The following is a 21,769-nucleotide window of genomic DNA, read 5'->3' on the forward strand; positions in this document are numbered from 1 at the left end:
AAACGAATTCACAGTAAACTGGGATATCTGTCTCCAGATCGTTTCGAGTCACTGTACTACAGCAATCTAAAACTAGCGAATTGACCCTATTTACTGTGTCCACTCTATTGACAGAGGTACATTATTGCACTTAATCGCTACTAACCCTTAGCTGCAGAGGATTTAAGGTACAGAAATGCCGTTAATTACACTTCTTCCTTCTTATATAAACTCTCTTTTTCTTGGCTATAATTTAATGCGTTCTATATAGTCGGTGAGCTGTGCCCATTCACACCGCTATTATGCCTTGATCTCCTGGTTATATCCGGGGAACATGCCATGGATGATGAAGAGACTAAAGATATAAGCTAAAAGTTCAATAAGTAAAAAATACAACATATGAAAAATTCACAACAATAGAGATATCCAGAGCATCGAGCCTACAATTGCTGTGAAATTTGCATAGACGCTCTTACTATACACAGAAAGGTTATAAGGAAACGATTACATAATAGCTGTCAGGGTGAAAACAACATTTTGTTGTTATATATATTGACATAAAAGCGTGTGAATACGTAGAATGAAAATAAAACCAGCGTTAATTCACATTTTTTTCTAGAATGAAACGAAATTATTGTCAGAAAACATTACATTTATCCGGAAGGAGAGTCGGGCTCATGTCCAAACTCGATCCACTGCTCGGCCTATCCCCGTATCCGCTATTTCATTACTATGATGAGATGTATGCCGATGCGCGGAGTGTCAGGCCCCACTATCAACATGTGAGCCGTATGTTTGCCGGAATGAGTCCCGAAGAGCTGCAGGGGAAGCAGAACCTCATGCAGCGTCGGATGATGGAAGAAGGCATTACATTTACACTATACAATCCGGCTCAGGACCATCCAATGGAACGGACGATTCCTTTTGATATGGTGCCGCGGATTATCCCGAAGGGGGAATGGGAGCGGCTGGAGGCCGGGATCGTACAGCGCATTACGGCGCTCAATTTGTTCATTCATGATATTTATCATGAGCAGAACATTGTGAAGGATGGAATTGTGCCGCGTCGAATGATCCTCTCCAATTGTTATTTCCGGCCAGAGATGGCGGGACTGCGTGTTCCAGGCGGGGCCTATGTCACTACCTCCGGTATTGATCTCATCCGCCATCATGATGGAAAGTATTATGTGCTGGAGGATAACCTGCGTACACCATCAGGGTTCTCTTATTTGTTCAAAGGGAGATCGCTGATGAATCAGCTGTTCCCTGAACTTTCCCTGGCCAGCTCGATTCGAGATGTGGATCACAGCCTTAACTGCTTTTTATCCGTGCTACGCAGCTTGTCTCCTTCACGGACGCGGGACCCGGTCATCGCACTGCTGACACCAGGTGAATATAACTCGGCGTATTACGAGCATGCCTTCCTCGCACAACAGATGGGAATTCATCTGGTCGAGGGACGTGATCTGGTCGCCCGTGATCATAAAATCTATTTGAAATCCATGGATGGTCTGCGCCGTGTGGATGTGCTGTACCGAAGATTGGATGATGATTATATTGATCCACTGGCCTTTCAGCCCGATTCGTTACTCGGTGTAGCCGGACTCATGAATGCCTACAGGGCTGGCAATATTGCGATTGCCAATGCTCCGGGAACAGGGGTGGCGGACGACAAGGCTATTTACGTGTATGTACCGGACATGATTCGATACTATCTCAAGGAAGAACCGATGCTGGACAACGTGCCGACCTATTTGCTGTCCAAAGCGGAGGAGCGTCAGTACGTGCTGGATCACTTGGAGGATATGGTTGTGAAAGAAACTTCGCTATCCGGCGGATACGGCATGCTGATTGGTAGTGAGGCGACCCGGGAAGAACAAAACGAGTTCCGATTGAAGATTCTGGCCGATCCTGAGCGTTATATTGCCCAGCCCATCATGTCCTTGTCTAGAGCGCCGGTATTGTCGGAGTCAGGGGGAATGACGCCACGGCACATTGACCTTAGAGCATTTGTCCTGATGGGAGCGGACTGCAAGCCGCATGTGATTCCCGGCGGACTAACTCGCGTGGCCATGAGAGAAGGTTCGCTTGTTGTCAATTCCTCACAGGGTGGAGGGGTTAAGGATACCTGGGTGATGGCCTGATATTTTAAATTAGAAAAAAGGGGTGGCTGACGATGCTGAATCGCAATGCAGAGGCGTTATTTTGGATAGGCCGGTATATTGAACGGGCAGAGAACCATGCACGGCTGATCGACGTCCATTATCATATTCAGCAAGAGGCGGATTTTCAGCAGGAAGGTCATAAATGGTCACGGCTGATCGATGCACTCGGGGTACGAAGTGAATACAGTCAACAGTTCGAAACCTTCTCCGAACAGGATGTGTTGTCCTTCATTACGCTGGATCTCGGCAATCCCAATTCCCTCTTCTCCTGTGTTCATCATGCAAGAAATAATCTGCGCACCCTGCGCCAGCACCTGCCCAGTGAGCTATGGGATATTGTGAATAGCTTTAATCTCTGGCTGGGAGAACGTTCAGTGGCGGATATTATGCGCGGACCGCATCAGTTCTATCGTCACGTTAAGGAGCGTACGGCCATGTTCCTTGGCGCAGAACAGTCGGTGATGGTGCGGGGAAATGAGTGGCATTTTATTGAGAGCGGTCGTTTCCTGGAACGAGCGGAGAATACGACTCGGATTCTTCAGTCAGTCACGGCATCATGCAAGGACAAGGACATCAATGCGATGTACACTCAGCTTCAGGCGGTACTCAAATCCGTGAGCGGATACCAAGCCTTCAGGCGGTATTATGCTGATGCTGTCTCACCGGAAAGTATTCTGGAGTTTCTGATTGGAAGTGCGCAATTTCCGAGGTCGATCTGTTTTTCCTTTCATAAGCTGGGTGAACATCTGGCAGCACTTGAGCTTGACGGATCTGACAAAGGGTCAGGGTATGAGCGAGTGATCCGGCAAGCGGGTAGAATCCAGGCGGAGCTGGATTATATGGAGAAGGAGGAAATGTCCGGCGACATGGTAGAGCATGTGCTGCAAGCGCTGGTACAATCCTGCGAGCGGCTGGGTAAAACGATGGAAGGCGCCTTTTTTCGGCGGGAAGGCATCTCAGCATGAAAATCCAAATCCACCATACAACGACATATACTTACCCCGAGCCGGTTACGGACAGTGTCAATGAAATTCGTCTCACGCCGCGCACCAACTATCGTCAGTCCTGCTATCACCATGAGGTGGAGGTGCATCCGCCGGCTAATCTGCTGACGTACGAGGATTTTTTCGGCAACCGCGTTCACGCTTATTCGGTCAATAAGCCGCATACCGAGATGGTTATCCATACCAAGGCCACGGTGGTGACACTCGATAAAGCGCAGGGTGCTGGTTTGCCGTCCATCCCGCTGGCAGAGCAGGTGAAGCTTCTGGGGGATTCCAGGTTCCAGAACCGGTATATCGAATTTATTTTGCCAACTAGCTATACGGAAGTGACGCCTGAACTGGTTGAGTTTGCTTCACAGTATCCTTTTGACGCTGCCGAAGGGATGTATGAATGGGTCAAACAGTTATCTTCGACGATCTTTGAGCAGTTCACGTATGACCCGGAGGCAACGAGCGTGAATACAACGGTTAAAAAAGCATTAAAGCTTAAACGCGGCGTCTGTCAGGATTATGCGCATTTGATGATCGCGGTCTGCCGAAGCGTCGGGTTGCCATCAAGGTATGTGAGCGGATATCATTTTGTTGGGGATTTGCAGGGAGGAAATGCGGATTTTGAACAGGCTTCGCATGCATGGGTAGAGACCCACATTCCAGGTACGGGCTGGCTGGGCTTTGATCCTACTAACGACACTGAAGTGAACTGGCGTTATATTAAGCTGGGGCACGGAAGGGACTACAAGGATATTGTACCTGTCAAAGGGGTATACCGGGGCAACGCGGGATCTCTAACGGTAAAGGTGGATGTAACACGCCTGGATAAATAGAAGTAGAGGGGCTGACTGATTGTGAAAATCAGGTCAGTCCCTCTTTATGTTTGGGATAGATTAGGAGGGGGCATAAATTGTCATTAATGATGCAGAATTACTGTTATCTTAAGAAAGCTAATGTAGATCCGCTAAAAAACATACATGTTCCACCCGGGATACGTTCGTTCAATCCCTGGTCTGACCTGTACATAGCATTTATAATTATATCAACGGGCTATACCCAGTGATGCGCCCCTTGCTTCCGAAACAGCTGATCTCTCTCTGGAGGAGATTGGCCAAGCCTTGAACAACAGTGTTAATAGAGGCCTTGAGCGAAACATTCTGAAGAATGCTAATATTGCAGCTTTAACGGCCAAAGGATAAGGATAAAATAACAGAATAACACAAACATTGGAGGTGTAATATGATTATTAAAGAAGTAACACTTTGGACTGGGAATTTAGAAAAGACTCGCAGCTACTATAGAGACAAGCTGGAACTTGAGATCTCCGCGGAAGCTCCAGGACAGTTTGCCGTACAGATTGGCACTACGAAAGTAACCTTTCATGCAATAGACATGCCAGAGAAACCCTACTACCATCTGGCATTTAATATACCGGCCCAGCAATTTGCCGAAGCTAAAGCATGGGCCAAGTCAAGGCTTACGCTGAACGAGGTGAAGGGGGAGGACGAGGTGTTCTTTGAAAGCTGGAACGCACATGCCTTTTACTTTGAAGACCCTTCAGGAAATCTGCTGGAATTCATCGCTCGTCATAATCTGGAGCATCCTGCCGAGGTGCCTTTCTCAGCCAGTGCGCTCCTTGGCGTCAGCGAAGTTGGAATAGTCACCGATGAAGTGCTTCCGCTTGTGAGACAGTTAAACGATTTTGGTATTCCGAGCTGGGGAGAGGTGAGTGAAGGCTTCACTCCAGTTGGGGATGAAACCGGCTTGGGCATTGTGGTAAAAAGGGGCCGTCAGTGGTTCTTCTCCAATCTGAACGCCGAATTTTATCCCCTGGAGATGCTGGTAGAAGGCATCGGAAGACTTTCGTTTCCAGAGTTAAATGTTGTGAACAAAAAAACCAACGATATAGATTGAACTAAAAAATTTAACGTAAGGGGAACGGAATGGAGGGGAAGTTTGGAACTGAAGGTGCGAAAGTGACTGCCTAAAAGCTTTTCGTAGAAAAGCTGGCATTGGAAGCAAAGGATGTCTCCGGATTTTATCCGCTGATAGCGGTACAATCTAAAGAAACTTGGGGACAACAGCGGCCGGGAGTTCATGCGTTTTCCGCAATGACGATCTAACCCCGTGTAAGAACTCTAAGTTCAATCTATATAATACGTATCAAGATTTCGTGTTGGTCATTTGGATTCTTCTTGGTATACTGTTTTTAAGCATGACCTGTATCTTTTCGTTGGTGTGAAGGTTATGGGGAACTGGATATCAAGTTTGGAAGGGTAGGTTTTTACAAAGGAAGCGTATACGTGATGAAGAGGCTTGTTAGCGCAAGCGATCACGCCCCCCTTTGTAGGACTTGCCCTCTTTTCTTTTTTATAATAATTATTCTTGGATTTTAGGGATCTACCTCAATATCAGTGCTTGCTTAGCCATGTAACGGACACCAGAGACTTTATTGTCTATCGATTCAAGCATTTAGAAAGATAACGGACTCCAGAGACCTTATGGGCAGTAATTAAGCTAAACAACCACGGTTTGGGAGAAATTAGCGTCCCCTGAGTCCTTTGCATATTCCCGAAGCAGCTTCATGTGCAAAATAACGGCTATACGGTCCGTTAGGTCTCATGCGTGAGTTTCAATCTTCTGAATCCTGGGTGACAGGCTCGGGAGCAAATCCTCTGAGAAGACGAATAATGATGATATTAACAGATAACGGAGAGATACGATGGAACAACTTCCAATACACCAGGTGCTGCCTGACCTGAAAAATATACTGGCTTCTAGTACAAACGCTATTCTCGTGGCAGAGCCGGGAGCGGGTAAAACTACCGGAACGCCCCCGGCTTTTCTAGATGAGCCATGGATGGAGGGCAAGACCATCCTGATGCTGGAGCCCCGCAGACTGGCGGCTCGTTCTGCTGCGACCTACATTGCTTCCCGATTGGGTGAAAGTGTAGGACAGACGGTAGGTTACCGAATGCGCATGGATACTAAAGTCGGCCCTCAGACACGAATCATTGTCGTTACTGAAGGCGTGCTGACCCGGATGCTGCAAAGCGATCCTACACTTGGCGATGTGGGTCTTGTGATCTTCGATGAATTCCACGAACGCAGCCTGCATGCTGATCTGGGGCTGGCTCTGACGCTGGAAGCTCAGGCGGTGCTTCGGGAGGATCTTCGCATCCTGATCATGTCGGCGACTTTGGAAACGGAGCGGGTATCATCTCTGCTGGGGGGCGCCCCTGTAGTAGATTGTCCCGGACGGACTTATCCGGTAGAAACGGTCTATTCGCCTGTTCCTACGGCTGCCCACATCGAGAAATCCGCGGCTGTGGCTGTGCGGAGGGCCTTAGCTGAGCAGCCGGGGGATGTTCTCGTGTTCCTGCCGGGGGAACGGGAAATCCGCCGGACCCAGCGGGAGCTGGAGGCCGCTATTCTGCCGCAAGGAACGGTCCTGCGTCCGCTTTATGGACAGCTGCCGCAGACTGCACAAGACGCTGCGGTTGCTCCGGCGGTGCCGGGACAACGTAAGGTCGTGCTGGCCACTTCTATCGCCGAGACGAGCTTGACGATTCAAGGTGTACGCACGGTCATTGATACCGGACTGCGGCGTACACAGGTGTTCTCGCCGCGTACGGGGATGCCGCGCCTGGAGACGGTGCCGGTGTCGAAGGCTTCAGCCGACCAGCGGCGCGGCCGGGCGGGCCGTACAGCTCCCGGTGTCTGCTACAGGCTGTGGAGCCAGGAGGAGCATTACCGACTCCCGGACGAGAACGTGCCGGAGATCAAGGAAGCCGATCTGACGCAGCTCGCTCTTGAACTGGCCGTGTGGGGCGTGCCGGACCCGGCAGCCCTGCCGTGGCTGGACGCGCCGCCCGCCGCGCCTTACGCGCAGGGCGCGGCGCTGCTGCGCCAGCTTGGCGCGCTGGACGCCAGCGGCGCCATCACCCCGCACGGCCGCAGCATGGCCGCGCTGGGTGCGCACCCGCGCATCGCGCACATGCTGCTGCGCGGGCAAGGGCTTGGCGCTGCCCCGCTGGCCTGCCGGCTGGCAGCGCTGCTGCAGGAGCGGGACCTGCTGCGCGGTCCCGCCGGGGGCGATTGCGACCTCACGCTGCGCGTAGAGGCGCTGCTCCGGTTCGAGCGCTCCGCCGGTGCTGACGGCGGCGGAGCTGATCTTGCGGCGCTGCGCACGGTGCAGCGCGAGAGCCGGAACTACCTGGCGCAGCTGAAGGCCTCGCCAGGGGAAGAGCCGGACAGCAGCCTATGTGGACTGCTGCTGTCGTTCGCCTACCCCGACCGGATCGGGCAGAGACGCGGCGAAGGCGCGTTTCTGCTGTCAGGAGGCCGGGGGGCGGCGATGAGAGAAGGGCAGCCGCTGGAACGCTCCGCGTATATTGTGGCTGCCTCTGTGGATGATCAGGGTCCGCACAGCCGGATTTTGCTGGCTGCGGAGTTGGGTGAAATGCAAATGCTATCCCACCATGAGGACAGCATCGTGGAAGAAGCCGAAGTCTATTGGGATAAGGATAGCGGGAGCGTGAAGGCGCGGCGTCGCACGCGACTGGGTGCCCTCATTCTCAAGGAGACGACCCATGAGCGCCCTTCGGCAGAAGAGGCAGCAGAGGGATTGCTGGCGGCTATTGCGTCTGAAGGGCTGGAGGTACTGCCTTGGGAGAAGGGTCCGCAGCAGCTTCGCCAGCGGATGATGTTCATGCATGGCTTGCGTGAGGATTGGCCGGATGTATCTGATTCCGCACTTTTGGAGTCACTTGCTGACTGGCTGGGTCCATATCTGCACGGGATGCGTAGCTTGCGTGATCTTCAGCGGCTGCCCCTGGCCCGGGCGCTGGAGGATCTGCTGGATTGGAAGCAGCGTCAGACGCTGGAACAGGAAGCGCCTACCCATATTACCGTACCAAGCGGCTCGCGGTTGCCTATAGATTACGGCAATCCGGCTGCTCCTGTGCTGGCGGTACGGCTACAGGAAATGTTCGGTCAACAGGATACACCGAGACTTGGTGGGGGACGGGTGCCGGTCCTGCTGCACCTCTTGTCGCCAGCAAGAAGACCCATGCAGGTTACATCGGATCTTGCGAGCTTTTGGCGTAATACATATTTCGAGGTCAAGAAAGATTTGAAGGGCCGATATCCTAAGCATTATTGGCCGGATGATCCGCTGCAGGCGGTGCCGACGAGCCGCACCCGGCCTGTAAAATAGGGGCTGTATTACAGGCGCTGAAGATTCTTCTGCTGATTTGTCCTTCGCTAATGGGGTAATAACATAGCGAACGATAATAACGAAGGAGGACTTTCAAATGACGAAGAAAATCGCAGGTGTGTTTGACACAGAACAGGAAGCGACCCGAGCCATTGAAGGACTTCAAAGCCGTGGGTACCGCACGGATGAAATTTCCATAATTACGCGTAATCGTGATGAATTTCAACATATTTCCGACGAGACCGGAACTATGGCACCCGAGGGTGTTGCAACTGGAGTGGCATCGGGCGGAGTCTTAGGTGGAATTGCCGGGCTTCTGGCCGGTATAGGGGCGCTGGCGATACCGGGCATCGGACCGATTCTGGCAGCAGGCCCGATTGCCGCTACATTGACTGGTGCAGCCGTAGGCGCGGGAGCAGGTGGACTTGTTGGCGGCCTGATCGGACTTGGCATTCCTGAGGAGGAGGCCAGGGAGTATGAAGGCTATGTGGACCGCGGAAAAATCCTTGTGCTGGTGGAGGACCGCGGCCGTGACAGAGAGGTCCATAGTCTTTTCCGGGATAATCGTTCGTTGAATACACATCGTTATGCAGATCAATACATTGATCATCCTGATGTTCTGCCGGAGGATAGCCGAATAAGAAATTCGCAAGAGAATCATTAAAAACTGAAGCCAAAGACTGCATTTTCTACGAACAACCGTAGATATGCAGTCTTTTTTTAATGCCTACCGTCCATGTTTCAACATATGAAAAATTCACAACAGAAAACACCTAAAACCTGCTACACTCCTCCCATAACTTCTCCAAAATCAAATAACTACTCTCCTCAAATACTAATCTCTTGGAAAAAGTAGACCCTTTGCCTTTATTTCAGGTTGTGAAAGTTGGAAAATAGTGCTTATACTAGATTCATAGCAGGAATATATAGGATTGGGTATTTACACATCAGGAGGTGTATCTTGGCATGGCTTTTATGATTGCCCAACGGGCTTTTATTAAGGTGTATCTGATAACAATGGTGGAGCAGCATCGCGGATATGGTTATCAGATGCTGGAGGATATGCGACGGGAATTTAAATCGCACGGATATTCCCCTCCGCAGAGCGAGATTTACCGTGCGCTGCACGAGTTGGTGCAGCAGGGCATTTTGTACCGTACCAAGCAGTTGAAGGGCAATGATCCTAAGGTTGATTTTCAGGAAATCGTCCTCTATCACTTCACCACGGATGGTGAGGAGAAGGCCAAACTTTATAAAAAACAGGTAAAGACCGACCTGGACCGTTGTCTCGGAATTCTGAACAAAGCGGTCACCGATAATTTTTAATAGTCGGGTCTTGAAATTGTGTTATTGGGCTGCCTTATCCCTGGATTTGGAAAAGCTTCGATTGCGGGGGAGATTAGCAACTTTAGTGATATTTTCAGGGGGCCCGCGCCCTGTTATAATGAGTACTGCCGGAATTATTGCAGTATATACTTGGAGGTATTACAGATGGACGAACATATGAAACGTCGATTAGACAAACAAAGAAAACTATTCAGCCAGTTAGGAATAACGCTCGATGCCCTTACGATACATGAGAAGGAATTCGGCATGAAGCTTCGTGGATATGATGCGGAGGAAGTAGATACATTTTTGGACAGTGTAATTAAGGACTATGAACGTTTCTACGCTACCATAGCTGATCTGATGGATAAATGGCAGGAACAGCAGCTGGAGCTGCGCGAGCTCAAAGCCGAAGCCAAAGCCGCGGTTGCTCCGCCAACCATTGTCCGTGGAATTGACCCGATGGATCTGGAGGATGTCATTCTGAAACTGGAAGCCAACATCCGTCAGCTTAAGGACAGAATCCCGCGCACCGAGAGCTACCTGTAATCTCACAATCCACGCTCGCCGGAATTCACTAATGTCAGATGCTGATGGGGGTTAAGCCTTTGGTCGATAGACGGGTATGGAACCTGAAGATTCGCGGCAAGATCGCACTGGGGTATTTCATGATCCTGTTAATGCTTGGACTTTTTCTGCTCGTTGTATCTGCAAGGATCAGCAAGCTGGAAGCTGAGACGGTTTTTCTTAGTGATCACGATATGAAGGTTCATGAGCTAACCTATCAGATTGAGAAGAATGTGCTGGATATGGAAACAGGTCAGAGAGGTTATGCACTCACCGGTAAGATGGAATATCTGCCTCCGTATAATAACGGACTCGCGGAGTGGCGCATTAATTATGCTAAGCTGAACGGCCTGATTGCTGACAATCCTGCTCAAGTTAAGAATCTGCAGACGATCATGGTCAATATTGAAAAATGGATCGAGGATGCCGGACAATACGTCATCGATCTTAAGCGGAATGGCCAGAATGAAGCCGTGAACCGCTTTTTTCAAGACGATACCGGTAAATCCATTGTTGATTCCATCCGATCCCAGTCTGAATATTTTCTCGACAACGAACGGACCCTTACCAATGCACGGATCAACACTCTGAAAGAAGGAAACCACAGATTACTGCTGACGATGTACATTTTATGGGGACTGGTGGCTGTTTTAGCTGCGGTCATTACCGTATTGATTGCAAGAAGTATCGTGAGTCCGCTCAGCCGTGTTATTCTTGCCATTAACAACATTGCCAGCGGAGGTAATTTGTCTGAACGGGTCAGGGTTAGGACACACGATGAGCTGTATGACCTCGGAGATGCCACTAACCGTCTGCTTGAGACTGTGGAACGGGATCAATGGGGCAGTGAGCAATTAAGTGTGATGTCTATTCTGCTTCAGGAAACTACAGATTTGACCGTTCTGTGCAGAACCTTTCTGAACAAGCTCGCATCTATTCTGGAACTGCAATACGGTGCTGTGTATGTACTGAATGCCGAAGACAGCTTTGAGCGGATTTATTCCTACGCGGGTAGTGATGAGAGTGAGAATTCCGTTGGTGTGAACAAGATTAAGCCCGGTGAAGGTCTGGTCGGTCAATGTGCACAGGATATGAAACTTAGGGTCCTGGAGGATCTGCCAGTGGATTACATCAGTATTAACTCCGGCTTAGGCAGAACCGCACCGCGTTATCTCACCTTGGCTCCGGTCATTTTTGAGAACAAGACGTTAGCCGTAGTTGAGATTGCCTCGTTGACCAAGTGGGCTCCCTTCCATTTTGAACTCCTATCCAGGCTTGTGAATATGCTGGGTGTCACGTTGAATTCGGTCACGACGCGAATGGAGATTCAGAAGCTGTATGGAGAATCACAGGTTATGAATGAAGAGCTTCAGGTACAGTCCGAGGAGCTTCAGGTACAAGCGGAAGAACTGCAGAGCTACACCAAGGAACTGCTGGCATTAAATGGCGAGCTGGAGAATCAGAAGTTGATGGCGGAGCGCTCCGCGGTTGAGCTGGAAAAGTATAACGAACAGCTCGAGCAGAGTTCTCGATATAAGTCGGAGTTTCTTGCCAATATGTCGCATGAGCTACGTACACCGCTGAACAGTATGCTTATTCTTTCCCAACTGCTGTCAGAGAATCGCAACGAATCACTAAATGAGGAAGAACAGAATTATGCAGCGGTGATTCATTCCTCCGGAAGTGAGTTGCTCAGTATGATCAACGATATTCTGGACTTGTCCAAGGTGGAAGCGGGCAAAATGATGGTTGAGGTGGATGCTGTCAATCTAACGGAGCTGCCTGCTCTCCTGCAGTCCTATTTTGGAAAAATAGCTGAGCAGCAAAATCTGGATTTCATAGTAGCTCTGGATGAAAGTGTGCCGGATTTATTCTACACGGATGAGCTGCGACTTCATCAGATCCTGCGTAATCTGCTATCCAATGCCTTTAAGTTCACCGAGCAAGGCAGTGTAAAAGTGGAAGTGTCCAGGCTGGAAGCTTTCCAATCCCCGGGCTATGCATCAGAGGAGCCGGTGCTTGCCTTTGCTGTAACCGACAGCGGCATTGGCATCTCCGATAAGAATAGCCAGTTGATCTTCGAAGCCTTCCGTCAAGCGGACGGTTCAACAGCCCGCAAATTTGGCGGTACAGGACTTGGACTTTCAATTTCCCTTCAACTCGCCAGACTGTTAGGCGGCCATATTGCGCTGAACAGTACACCTGGGGAGGGAAGCACCTTTACGCTCTATCTGCCTTGCCGGGAAGAGGAGACCGGGGAGAGTTATATTCCGGGAGCTCAGTGGTCCGAAACGGCAGCATCAAGTGCTGATGACCGCATCTCGGCGGAGAACCCTACATATCGGCAGAACTCAGATCAGTTCGGCAAACAATATGAACAACTGCATGACCGGACCGTGCTGATCGTCGATGATGATGTGCGCAATATCTTTGCTCTGGAAAAGGGACTGGAACCGTATGATATGAGGATCCTGACCGCTCAAACCGGCTTTGAATGCCTGCAAATGGTGAGAGAGCATAACGACATTGATATTGTTCTGCTGGATATCATGATGCCGAATCTGGATGGCTATGATACGTTAAGCATTATCCGGGAAGAGCTGCTTTTGACGAAGTTACCGATCTTGGCGATCTCAGCCAAAACGATGAAGGAGGACCGGGAGAAGTGCCTGGCAGCAGGGGCTTCCGGTTTTATGAGCAAGCCAGTAGTGCTGCAGGAGGTAGTTTCTCAGATGTGCAGGCTGCTGGAAGATCGTGAAAGCTGAGACTTACGCCTGACTTGACAATTTAAAAATTACCATTGACGCCTGCCCGGGTATGATTTATTATGAACCTATAAATGATCATTTATAGTTTAGTGGCGTGTTACCGTAAAGGGCATGAGCCAAGGATTGTCTTATTTATTTGAGACTATTCTTGGCTCTTTTTTATACCTTTCACCTGACAATCACTGGAAAGAGGGGAGATCTTGATACGGGAGCACGAGCAATTTCAAGTACAACGCGTAATCGGCAATAACGTGGTTATGGTGCAGGGAAGCAAGAACGGCAAAGAATATGTCATCATCGGCAAAGGGATTGGCTTTGCGGTGAAGGGCACGGGGGTTATTGAAGGCAATGATCACCGGATCGAGAAGCTTTTTCGCCTGGAAGATCGGGACGAATGGAGCCAATATCAAATTTTGCTGGAAGATATCGACCCTAAGGTTATGAAGATCACAGATGAGATCATCAGCGATATCGGGGAGCAGTTTGCCGGGAAGCTGAATGACAAAATCTATTTGGCGCTCCCAAGCCATATCCAGTTCACCATCTACCGTCTGCGCAACGGGATGGATATTGTCAACCCATTTTTACAAGAAACAAAAATGACCTTCCCGAAAGAATATGAGATCGCTTACAAAGCGGCGGAGAAGATCAATGCCGAATTTCAGGTGCAGATTCCAGAAGACGAGATTGGATTTCTAACTTACCACGTCTACTCTGCTGTTAGTAACGTACCGGTAGGGCAGTTGGTGAAGGCTTCCAACATCGTGAGCGAGTTAATGGACCTGATTCGGGAAGAACGAAACATTACCTTCGAGTACGGAAGCATGAATCATGTCCGGCTGATGATTCATCTGCGCTTTTCGATTGAACGCATTTTACAGGGGTCATTAATCGACAATCCCTTTGTGAAGCATATCAAAAAAGAGTATAAGCGGGAGTATATACTTGCAAAGAAGCTCGGAAAAGCAATGCAAAACTCACTGAGCGTAGAAGTCCCGGAGGAAGAGTTATGTTTCTTGGCAATGCATTTGTACCGTCTGTTTCAAACGCTTGAGAAAAACAAATAGCAGCATAAGAGGGAGTGGCATCATATGTTTTCCAAATGGAAATCTAAAAAAGAAGAGAAACGTACTGGACATACCGTAACAATTAAGGCTCCTATGAGCGGGCAAGCGGTTCCATTGGAACAAGTTCCGGATGATACTTTTGCCGGTGGTCATATGGGCGGCGGAATCGCCATACAACCTATAGAAGGGAAATTGATCGCCCCTTTCGATGGGAAAGTTGCTCATATTGTGAAGTCGAGCCACGCCGTCATTCTGGAACATTCCTCCGGCATGCAGCTACTGCTACATATTGGAATAGAGACTGTCAGCCTGAAGGGGAACGGGTTCACTAGTTATGTAGCTACCGGGGATACTGTGAAGGCCGGACAGACGTTGATTGAATTTGACCTGGAGGCTATTCGTGCAGCCGGCTGTGAGACCATCTCCCCGGTCATAGTGACGAACAATGGTGAGACCGTACCACAGGTAGAAGGTCACTTTGGCCCTGTTACCGCAGGTGAAGACAGTATCCTTACCGTGGTTTTAACGCAATAAGCAAATAGCTTTACTATCTTGCCATTGAAAGGATGAGAGAATATGTTGGCTTTTCTTCAGAAACTGGGCAAGTCACTGATGCTGCCAGTAGCAACGATGCCGGCGGCAGCAATACTTCAAGGGTTTGGATTGATTGACTATGAAAAAGATTTGCATTTAGGCAGCGCGGTAGGAGGCTTCCTGAACCAGTATGTCGCCCCATTCTTGAATGCAGGAGCAGGTGCCATTTTTGGTAACTTGGCCCTAATCTTCGCCATTGGTGTAGCGATTGGATTCGCTGGTGATGCGGTTGCGGCGTTGTCGGCACTGATTGCTTACATGGTGTTAACAAAGATCCTAGCCATAGTTCCACTGCAATTTTCCTTTATTAATGATGATGTCGTCCTGAATATGGGCGTTCTTGGCGGTATTTTCGCCGGTGCGTGGGCTGCATTCCTATACAAAAAATATCATAATATTAAAATGCCGGATTGGCTCGGCTTCTTCGCCGGCAAACGTTTTGTACCGATTATCACTGCTGTCAGCACCATGGTGCTTGCCGTTTTGGTAGGTATGATTTGGAGCCCAATTCAAGATGTAATCAGCGAATTCGGTAACTGGGTGGTTGGTCTTGGTGCTTTCGGCGCATTCTTGTTTGGTACGGCAAACCGTCTCTTGATTCCTATCGGTCTGCACCACGTGATCAATACGATAGCCTGGTTCCAGATTGGTGATTTCACTAATGCCGCTGGCGAACTAGTACACGGTGACCTGACTCGCTTCTTCGCCGGGGACAAAACAGCAGGAATGTTCATGACCGGGTTCTTCCCGATTATGATGTTCGCCCTGCCTGGTGCAGCGCTTGCTTTCATTCATACGGCTAAACCAGAGAAACGCAAAATGGTAGCTTCCATCTTCATCGGGTCTGCCATCGCCTCATTCTTGACTGGTATCACTGAACCGCTTGAGTTTTCTTTCATGTTCGTTGCGCCGCTCTTGTACCTGGTGCATGCTTTATTAACAGGTTTGTCCATGGCTGTCATGTATATTCTAGACGTCAAGCTGGGCTTTGGCTTCTCTGCCGGCCTAATTGATTACCTGGTTAATCTAAAAATATCTACTCATCCGTGGATCTTGATTCCGGTTGGCCTTGCCTTCTTCGTACTCTATTATGTACTGTTCCGCGCCATCATTACCATCTTCAAACTCAAAACACCTGGACGCGAAGATGATATTGAGGATGAGGTTCAGGAAATCTCAGTAGGTAACGGTAATAGTATCTCTGCCTCCTCCAGAGCATCCAAAATTCTGGAGAACATCGGAGGTCCGGATAACATTAAGAACATTGATGCGTGTATCACGCGACTGCGTCTCGTAGTGAATGACGAGAAGGCAGTGAAAGATGCGGCACTCAAGCAGCTTGGTGCTTCCGGCGTGATGAGACTTGGTCAAGGGACGGTGCAGATTGTATTTGGTCCACAATCCGAGCAAATCAAGGATGAGATACAGAAATTGCTGTAAAAAGAAAGATTGATTCACTAGAAAATCACATTTAAATTCCTTCAAGGACGAAATTTATAAATTTCGTCCTTGTTTAATGGCTATTATTAGGAAACTTCTCTAAAAAGTTCGGCCCTTTCGTCCGATATAATAATGCAGATATAATGCGCTAACATGAAAGGGCGAGTGAGAATGTCGATTTGGATGAAGACGAAAAGTCGAATTATGAATGAATCAAGAACAAATAAGTCCCAAAGTTATAAGGATTATGAGCAAGAGTTGACGCATCAGCGCAACAAGATTATGAGATTTATTTTACTATTTATTACATTAACGGTCATTCCATTGATTGTGTTCAGTCAGGAAATGACGGAAGCTATAACTACGCTCATTGTAGCGATTATCGCGAATGTAGTCTTTTTTGTGCTGGTACGCAAAAAAGTTGCCGTGCAATTGCTGTCTTACATAGTTGTTTTAATAATAAGCGGATTTATGTTTTTTATTAATTATTTGCAACCCAACTTATTTTCGTATTTGAGTCTCGGGATTCTTCTTGTGTTTTACCCAACGTACAAACCTGTTTTAACCTATGCGATCATTAGCTTTATTCAGGTTAATTATTTTATCCTTTATCCAGCTACTACAGAATTCGCAAACTATGAATGGGCAGATAACATTAAGTTATTCATCGCGTTTGCACTCCTGATTATCTTGTCGATCCTTTCACGGCAAATGATGATGAATGCCTATGAAGGTAGGCTTAACTCCGAGTTGGCCAAAAAGAATGTTGAAGAGCTTCTGGATCAAATGAAAACATCGATCACCGAAATGGCAACCTTCAACCGTCAACTGCAGAAGAATGTTATGGTTACTGGTGATATTACAGGTGAATTGACCATTGGGTTTACTGAAATGACTAAAGGTATTGAGAGTCAGACGGTCAGTGTCAGCGATATTTCTATGGCGCTCGGCGATGCTAATACTGCGATTCAACTGGTTGCCGATAACTCGGTAGTCATGCGGGAATTGTCCAATACTACTGCCGAGTCAGCGGAACGCGGAAATGAGCAGATTGGGGAACTGTCACGCAGCATCACTGATATAAGTTCTGTAATGGATGATATTACAGCAGCGATGCAGGAACTGAATGAGCAGAATCATAGTATTGGTACGATTGTAACAACCATTCAGTCTATCGCTTCCGAGACCAATCTACTTGCCCTGAATGCGGCGATTGAAGCTGCACGGGCTGGCGAGCAAGGACGAGGCTTCGCGGTGGTCTCCACACAGGTCAGAAAGCTTGCTGAGAACTCCCATCAGTCTGCTGAAGAGATCTCTGGTCGCTTGGATGGACTTAGACTTAAGGTGGAGCAGTTGTCCTCCCAATTGGAACGAGGCAAATCGATGATCGAAACGAGCGAATCTACTGTCAAGCATTCTGAGCGGGTATTCCGCGAATTGTCTGAAATTGCAACTCAGGTTATGAAGCAAGCGGAAGAAGTGGAAGAGAAGTCGATTGAGGTTCGCAATTCATCCGAGGTTATTGTCGCTGAGGTGGATTCCATCTCTGCAATAACTGAGGAGTCCAGTGCGGCATCTGAAGAAATTCTTGCCAGTGTCGAAGAGCAGAAGATGATCGTTGATGAAGTTGTATCCGGGTTCGAGCGCCTGGATCAACTGATTGGTAATTTGGAGAAGCTGTCGGAGAATAAAGCAACGGAATAATTAATTACTCAAAAGCGTTCGTGCCAAACACTCGATGAGTGAGAGGTAGAACGCTTTTTTTTATTATATAAGCCGAACAAAAGAAATTAACAACAAGCTGGCAGGATTGAAGGGGGAAGTTTGGAACTGCAGGCACAAAGCGCTCGCCTGAATGATTCTCTGATCTGCAGTTAACTTTCCAAATCCATTAAGGCCTGGGATTTCTGCAGGAAAACTAACGACGGAACATAGACTATCGACAGATTTCAACCACCAGGAGCGGTACATTCCCTTCACCGAGTGTCGACAGATTTCAACCACTAGGTAAGTATTCCCCTTTACTAGTCGTCTTCCTTGTGGAAAAGAGGGGCTACCTCCCCAACTAACTGCAATTTTGTACCTTAATTTTCTTCAATATAGGCAAATCTGGGGAATAAGGGCGTTTTTGTATCTTATTTTTCGAAAAAACATGCTGAAAGGGGTATACTGGAAAATTTAAGGTACAATATTGCACTTAATCTCCATTTAGCCTTAGCTGCAGAGGATTTAAGGTACGAAAATGCCGTTAATTACACTTCGACTTCGTTCCTTTCTATATAAACTCTCTTTTCTTGGTTATGTTTGTTAGTTTAAATCCGTTCTATATAGATACTGTATTTTTTTGGTATAATCACAGTGTTATTTATTCATTTATCTGGAGGGTTAAACCTATGAGTAGAGATACGGCATTGTTAATTATTGATGTTCAGGAAGCGATGTTTTCGTATCCGGGACAAGAGCTGTACGACGGACCGCGCGTTATGGACCGGATCATCTCCTTACTCGGCAAAGCACGACAGACAGGCACACCGGTGGTTTATATTCAGCATACAGAAGATGAAGAATTCACAAGGGATTCTCCGACCTGGCAGATTAGCGCCCGTATTCAGCCCGAAGAGGGAGAGCGGATTATTGAGAAGCCGACCTGGGATGCTTTTCACCGTACAATTTTGCATGAAACGCTACAGCAGATGGGGATCACTCGACTGATTATTGTCGGCATGCAGACCCAGTTTTGTGTAGACACCACAACCAGACGTGCTTATAGCTTGGGCTATGAGAGTGTGCTCGTTCAAGACGCCCATAGTACTTTTGATACAGAACAATTGAGCGGGAAAGATGTCGTCAGTCACCATAATGACATTTTGGGAGGGAGATTTGCAGAATTGAAGCTGGAGAGTGAGGTTGAGTTTTAACATGAATAGTATAAAGGCATCGATGAAGCCAATCCGCCGCTCCAGGCTGAGATTATTTGTAGGGAAGCGGTATTTTATCTGGAAGAGATATTGGTTATGGTATACCCGGCGAGGTAAGCTTGCTGTACATCGTTCCGGTGACCGGCTACCTTATACAATTATGGAGCATGCAACACCTCTGCTGCGAAGTCTTCGAAATGTAGACATGCAGTTCCAGTATAATAAAATAACGAATCTGCGTCTTGCGGTGGCAAAACTGGATGGGCTGTTGATCCGGCCGGGGGAGACTTTTTCGTACTGGAGAAGTATCGGAAAACCAAGCAAACGAAAAGGCTATGTCGAGGGGATGGTTCTGCACTATGGAGGCTTTCAGGCAGGGATCGGCGGTGGACTCTGTCAGCTATCCAATCTGATCTACTGGATGACACTGCATACGCCGCTTACGGTCAAAGAACGGCATCGTCACAGCTATGATGTCTTTCCGGATGAACAGCGGACACAGCCTTTTGGCAGCGGTGCAACTTGTTCTTATAATTATTTGGACCTGCAACTCACCAATAATACGGATAGTACCTTTCAGTTAAATCTGTGGCTAGATGATACACACCTCCGGGGAGAATGGAGATGTACGGAGAAACCGCTCTACAAGTATGAGGTGTATGAGAAAGAACATGTGATCAGCCTGGAGCCCTGGGGTGGATATATACGCAGTAACCAGATCAATCGCCGGGTGATGACCCGCAGCGGTGAAATTGCAGGTGATGAGCATATTACCGACAATCATGCGCTTATGATGTATTCACCCTTACTGCATGAAACCACCTCGTCATCATGAAAATTTATGAAAAAGGGCTGTATTTTTTCGTGTTTTGCGATACATTAACATATGGAACTTTACAGTAACGGAAAGGATACTCTCACAATATGACTACCAAGAAGCCACCGATTCCTATTCCGTTGTTAATGCTGATCGGAATCATGGCCATTTCTTTTTCATCCATCTTCATTAAATGGTCTGATGCGCCGGCTTCAGTGCAAGGGATGTACCGCTTGCTATTCACCTCACTGTTGATGCTGCCTTTTGCCCGCCCGCATAGCGGTGCTGTTCATAAGCTCAGTACAACCGACTGGGTGCTGCTTATTTTCTCCGGTATAATGCTGGCACTGCATTTTTTGCTCTGGATGGGTTCATTGTCGTATACTTCTGTAGCGAGCTCAACGATGATTATGGCATTGGAGCCGGTATTCATCATGCTGGGTGCTTTTGTGCTTTATAAGGAAAGGACAGCAGCTTCCGCTATGCTGGGTGTAGCCATTGCCATCGGCGGAGTGTGCTTCATCGGCTGGGGTGACATTGGAGTTTCTGCCGATAACCTGAAGGGAGATTTACTTTCGGTTGGTGGAACTGCTGCAGTCGCTGTACATATGTTGATCAGTCAGAAGCTTGTAGCCCAAATGCCTTCCTATTTGTACAGCCTGATTGTTTTCAGCGTAGCAGCGGTTGTATTTGCGCTCTATAATCTGGTGATGGGCATTCCTTTCTTCGATTATCCGCTTACCGAATGGGGAATCTTCTTACTATTAGCCATAGTTCCCACAGTGTTCGGACATCTCCTCTTTAACTGGATGATGCAATATCTCTCCGCAACCACGGTATCGATGAGCATTTTGGCTGAACCGGTTGTAGCCAGTATTCTGGCTTACCTGCTGCTGAGCGAAAATTTGAGTAATCTACAGTGGGCGGGGGGACTGCTCGTAATGATCGGTATGGCTGTTTATTTATGGGCTGAACGAAAGAAAGTAGACTCAGTGCCACCTGCACTGGAGAATGCATCTTAATAGAAGCTTTTTTATCATTAGACAAAAGGAGTCACAACTTAATGAATAACCAGCATCAAGAATCGGAACCGGCTGCAGGCGTGCAGGCTGGATCGGTCAGCGAAGAATCCTGGAATGAGGACACCTACGCCGCCTGGACAAGCCGGTTCGGAACCCCGGCGGAAGCAGCAGCCAAACTGGCGAAAGATCCGTTAGTCAAGCTGTTCCCGATCTCATCATACTTTGGCGAGATTAGCGGGAAGAAAATAATAAATCTTATGGGTTCCAACGGTATGAAGGCAGTTGCGCTCGCTTTGCTTGGTGCAGAGGTGACGGTGGCCGACTTCTCCGAAGCTAATGCCCGTTATGCCAAGGATCTCGCTTCGGCGGCCGAAGTACAGTTAACCTATCACGTGTCGGATGTACTGAATCTTCCGGCGGAAGTCGCAGAGTCTTCTTATGATATCGTGTTTGCTGAACAGGGGATCGTCCATTACTTCACAGACCTGGCGCCTTTTATGGATACAGCCTATCGTCTGCTTTCACCAGGTGGGCGGTTCGTACTGCGTGATTTTCATCCAATAACTACGAAGCTAATCTCATCCAAAGGGTCTACGGCAAAGGTCCGCAAGCATAAGGTGAGCGGCGATTACTTTGACACAGGGCTGGAGGAGAAAATCGTATCGTACTCCAAATACCTGCCTGCCTCAGCGGGCGGAATGGGTGAGAAAAAGAGTGTGGTGCACTGGCGCCGCTGGACACTTGGTGAAATCGTCACGGCGGCAGCAGCCAGCGGACTTGTCATCACCATGCTGGTGGAGGAGCCTAATTTATCTTCGGATGTGTATGATAAAGGAATTCCGAAGACTTTTACACTGGTTGCGGAAAAAGCAGGGCAGGCATAAACCTGCTCC

General features: G+C 48.4%; 17 protein-coding genes. All 17 read left to right on the plus strand.

Annotation, left to right across the window (positions count from 1 at the left end; translation table 11 throughout):
* Positions 1-656 precede the first annotated feature (656 nt).
* Positions 657-2,123, plus strand: a complete 1,467-nt coding sequence (locus HPT30_RS17280) for a circularly permuted type 2 ATP-grasp protein (protein ID WP_175372604.1) — start codon at positions 657-659, stop codon at positions 2,121-2,123.
* Between the two features lie 32 nt (positions 2,124-2,155).
* Positions 2,156-3,109 carry an alpha-E domain-containing protein gene (locus HPT30_RS17285; RefSeq protein WP_175372605.1) on the plus strand — a complete coding sequence of 318 codons (954 nt, stop codon included), beginning with the start codon at positions 2,156-2,158 and terminating at the stop codon, positions 3,107-3,109.
* The gene (locus HPT30_RS17290) at positions 3,106-3,972 is read left to right on the plus strand and encodes a transglutaminase family protein (RefSeq protein ID WP_175372606.1); all 867 of its coding nucleotides are present in this window, start codon (positions 3,106-3,108) and stop codon (positions 3,970-3,972) included. Before HPT30_RS17285 ends, HPT30_RS17290 begins: the two co-directional genes overlap by 4 nt.
* Before the next feature lie 406 nt (positions 3,973-4,378).
* Entirely contained in the window at positions 4,379-5,053 is a 675-nt protein-coding gene (locus HPT30_RS17295) for a VOC family protein (protein ID WP_175372607.1), read from the plus strand.
* Positions 5,054-5,861: 808 nt separating this feature from the next.
* Positions 5,862-8,357, plus strand: a complete 2,496-nt coding sequence (hrpB, locus tag HPT30_RS17300; protein WP_175372608.1) for an ATP-dependent helicase HrpB — start codon at positions 5,862-5,864, stop codon at positions 8,355-8,357.
* 97 nt (positions 8,358-8,454) lie between these two features.
* Positions 8,455-9,021 carry a general stress protein gene (locus HPT30_RS17305; protein ID WP_175372609.1) on the plus strand — a complete coding sequence of 189 codons (567 nt, stop codon included), beginning with the start codon at positions 8,455-8,457 and terminating at the stop codon, positions 9,019-9,021.
* A 302-nt stretch (positions 9,022-9,323) separates the two neighbouring features.
* The gene (locus tag HPT30_RS17310; RefSeq protein ID WP_175372610.1) at positions 9,324-9,683 is read left to right on the plus strand and encodes a replication termination protein; all 360 of its coding nucleotides are present in this window, start codon (positions 9,324-9,326) and stop codon (positions 9,681-9,683) included.
* Positions 9,684-9,848: 165 nt separating this feature from the next.
* Positions 9,849-10,232, plus strand: coding sequence for a DivIVA domain-containing protein (locus tag HPT30_RS17315; protein ID WP_175372611.1), 384 nt, complete (start codon positions 9,849-9,851; stop codon positions 10,230-10,232).
* Between the two features lie 59 nt (positions 10,233-10,291).
* Positions 10,292-13,015: a CHASE3 domain-containing protein gene (locus HPT30_RS17320; protein WP_175372612.1), complete on the plus strand. Its 2,724-nt coding sequence runs from the start codon at positions 10,292-10,294 to the stop codon at positions 13,013-13,015.
* 203 nt (positions 13,016-13,218) lie between these two features.
* Positions 13,219-14,085: a PRD domain-containing protein gene (locus tag HPT30_RS17325; RefSeq protein WP_217622425.1), complete on the plus strand. Its 867-nt coding sequence runs from the start codon at positions 13,219-13,221 to the stop codon at positions 14,083-14,085.
* Positions 14,086-14,109: 24 nt separating this feature from the next.
* Positions 14,110-14,619, plus strand: coding sequence for a PTS sugar transporter subunit IIA (locus tag HPT30_RS17330; protein ID WP_066369615.1), 510 nt, complete (start codon positions 14,110-14,112; stop codon positions 14,617-14,619).
* A 42-nt stretch (positions 14,620-14,661) separates the two neighbouring features.
* A complete protein-coding gene (gene nagE, locus HPT30_RS17335; RefSeq protein ID WP_066369612.1) occupies positions 14,662-16,119 on the plus strand; it encodes an N-acetylglucosamine-specific PTS transporter subunit IIBC in 1,458 nt (485 codons plus the stop codon).
* 171 nt (positions 16,120-16,290) lie between these two features.
* The gene (locus HPT30_RS17340) at positions 16,291-17,823 is read left to right on the plus strand and encodes a methyl-accepting chemotaxis protein (RefSeq protein ID WP_175372613.1); all 1,533 of its coding nucleotides are present in this window, start codon (positions 16,291-16,293) and stop codon (positions 17,821-17,823) included.
* 689 nt (positions 17,824-18,512) lie between these two features.
* Positions 18,513-19,037, plus strand: a complete 525-nt coding sequence (locus HPT30_RS17345; protein WP_175372614.1) for a cysteine hydrolase family protein — start codon at positions 18,513-18,515, stop codon at positions 19,035-19,037.
* Position 19,038: 1 nt separating this feature from the next.
* The gene (locus HPT30_RS17350) at positions 19,039-19,872 is read left to right on the plus strand and encodes a VanW family protein (protein ID WP_175372615.1); all 834 of its coding nucleotides are present in this window, start codon (positions 19,039-19,041) and stop codon (positions 19,870-19,872) included.
* 89 nt (positions 19,873-19,961) lie between these two features.
* Complete coding sequence (locus HPT30_RS17355; RefSeq protein ID WP_175372616.1) at positions 19,962-20,876, plus strand: DMT family transporter; 915 nt, start codon at positions 19,962-19,964, stop codon at positions 20,874-20,876.
* Positions 20,877-20,917: 41 nt separating this feature from the next.
* Complete coding sequence (locus HPT30_RS17360; protein ID WP_175372617.1) at positions 20,918-21,760, plus strand: class I SAM-dependent methyltransferase; 843 nt, start codon at positions 20,918-20,920, stop codon at positions 21,758-21,760.
* Positions 21,761-21,769 lie beyond the last annotated feature (9 nt).

This window comes from Paenibacillus agri (assembly GCF_013359945.1).
Taxonomy (GTDB): domain Bacteria; phylum Bacillota; class Bacilli; order Paenibacillales; family Paenibacillaceae; genus Paenibacillus_AQ; species Paenibacillus_AQ agri.

Bases quoted from the DNA above. Each gene is read 5' to 3' on its own strand.
- HPT30_RS17280 (WP_175372604.1), top strand. From the start codon at position 657: ATGTCCAAACTCGATCCACTGCTCGGCCTATCCCCGTATCCGCTATTT.
- HPT30_RS17285 (WP_175372605.1), top strand. From the start codon at position 2,156: ATGCTGAATCGCAATGCAGAGGCGTTATTTTGGATAGGCCGGTATATT.
- HPT30_RS17290 (WP_175372606.1), top strand. From the start codon at position 3,106: ATGAAAATCCAAATCCACCATACAACGACATATACTTACCCCGAGCCG.
- HPT30_RS17295 (WP_175372607.1), top strand. From the start codon at position 4,379: ATGATTATTAAAGAAGTAACACTTTGGACTGGGAATTTAGAAAAGACT.
- hrpB (WP_175372608.1), top strand. From the start codon at position 5,862: ATGGAACAACTTCCAATACACCAGGTGCTGCCTGACCTGAAAAATATA.
- HPT30_RS17305 (WP_175372609.1), top strand. From the start codon at position 8,455: ATGACGAAGAAAATCGCAGGTGTGTTTGACACAGAACAGGAAGCGACC.
- HPT30_RS17310 (WP_175372610.1), top strand. From the start codon at position 9,324: ATGGCTTTTATGATTGCCCAACGGGCTTTTATTAAGGTGTATCTGATA.
- HPT30_RS17315 (WP_175372611.1), top strand. From the start codon at position 9,849: ATGGACGAACATATGAAACGTCGATTAGACAAACAAAGAAAACTATTC.
- HPT30_RS17330 (WP_066369615.1), top strand. From the start codon at position 14,110: ATGTTTTCCAAATGGAAATCTAAAAAAGAAGAGAAACGTACTGGACAT.
- nagE (WP_066369612.1), top strand. From the start codon at position 14,662: ATGTTGGCTTTTCTTCAGAAACTGGGCAAGTCACTGATGCTGCCAGTA.
- HPT30_RS17340 (WP_175372613.1), top strand. From the start codon at position 16,291: ATGTCGATTTGGATGAAGACGAAAAGTCGAATTATGAATGAATCAAGA.
- HPT30_RS17345 (WP_175372614.1), top strand. From the start codon at position 18,513: ATGAGTAGAGATACGGCATTGTTAATTATTGATGTTCAGGAAGCGATG.
- HPT30_RS17350 (WP_175372615.1), top strand. From the start codon at position 19,039: ATGAATAGTATAAAGGCATCGATGAAGCCAATCCGCCGCTCCAGGCTG.
- HPT30_RS17355 (WP_175372616.1), top strand. From the start codon at position 19,962: ATGACTACCAAGAAGCCACCGATTCCTATTCCGTTGTTAATGCTGATC.
- HPT30_RS17360 (WP_175372617.1), top strand. From the start codon at position 20,918: ATGAATAACCAGCATCAAGAATCGGAACCGGCTGCAGGCGTGCAGGCT.